Genomic DNA, 1,498 nt, shown 5'->3' with positions numbered 1-1,498 from the left:
AGGAAGGCTATTCTCGTTTTCCTCTTGAGGACCATGTTTCTGATTTAAAGCCGATAGACTCTACTAGGAAAGTTTTCGACGGGCTCTGCGAGCTTAGAATAGACGTTCGCCCTTCAATTGAAAGGCCCAAAAGTAAAGTCGTCACGGTGTCTTTGATAAATCGTCAAACGGTGGAATCAGATAAACAATCAGCCCGCAAGAGTGAAGTCGAAAAACGGGTGTTTCAGACAGAACTCGCGATATCTAAACAATTACCTTTTGAGCAGTATGAATCAGGCCATAGAGTGACTTCTGATTTAGAAGAGCAAATCTTGGCCTTACAATTTGCTCATCAAAAGACATTCGCCGTTGGTCATGGCGTCTCCGTAGGATGGTCGAATCCCACAGAGCCAAAGCAAATTTATATTGATTACATACCGACTGAATACGTCAATAGACCTTTGTTTGATCGTTTGGAAGCAAAGGGGAAAAGCTTTTCTGAACAGTCCATATTTGAGTTAAGGCGGCTTTGTGATCCTTCGTTAAAGTCGGAGTGTATTCAGGGGTTCAGGTCTCTCGCTAATCACTACGAAGATTGGATGAGCGATCAAGAAAATATGGTAGTTCATGGGCTCGAGGATGCGGGTTTTGAATTAGTTGATCGCATGAAAAGTACTCTAATGCGAATGAGAGCGGGCATCGACCTTCTTGAAGAGAAGACTGATTTGTACGAAACATTTTGTCATGCAAATCAGGCGATGTTGTTCCAAATGGCCCAAAGTTCAGGACTTAAAAAACTAAGGAATGATAGGCAGAGCGAGGGATTGAGTTGGCCTGTTCCTGCTTCAGAAGAGGTAGTGCCTCAAGCAGAGACGTTCGAAAGTATCGGACTGAATCCTAGCTGGCGGCCATTCCAGTTAGCATTTTTTCTCGTTTCGTTCGCCGGACTTGAAGGCGCAGAAAATGATAGAGACATTGCAGACTTGATCTGGTTTCCGACTGGCGGAGGTAAAACGGAGGCCTATCTCCTACTCGCTTCTTTTGAGATGTTGAGGCGGAGGTGCCGATATGAATCAAGCATATCTGGGGGCACGAGTGTTCTAGCTCGCTATACATTGAGGTTCTTAACGACGGATCAATTTTCTAGAATCTCCTCTCTCATGGTAGCCCTTGAAAAAGTTAGGAAGACATCCCAAGTATACGGTGATGAGCCATTTAGTGTTGGAATGTTTGTCGGAGACCCGACCTACAATAAGGTAGACGATGCGAGAGAAGATCTAGACAATCTGTTCGATTCAAGGGATGTTCGACATAAGATCATTGTTTCAGAATGTCCTAATTGTGGTACGGATTTGTTGCCTCCTCCGAACAGTGACCCTGATAGAGACGCTCACCTAATGGGCCCCAGAATTTCGGGAAGCACATTGCAGATTTTTTGTACAAATCGAAAGTGCACGTTTTCACACCAAGCTCTGCCTCTAAAAATTACGGATCAAGATGTTCTAAATAATCCTCCGAC

The 1,498-nt window shown here is 44.3% G+C and carries 1 protein-coding gene; it reads left to right on the top strand.

From position 1 onward, the window contains the following. Window positions 1-146: 146 nt before the first annotated feature. Window positions 147-1,498 (top strand): hypothetical protein (locus A3750_RS20945; RefSeq protein WP_197475211.1); only part of this gene is annotated, 1,352 nt, incomplete at its 3' end.

It is taken from the genome of Oleiphilus sp. HI0079, from assembly GCF_001635105.1.
Note: the sequence above shows the minus strand (reverse complement) of the source record. Positions and strands in the feature narration are given on the sequence as shown.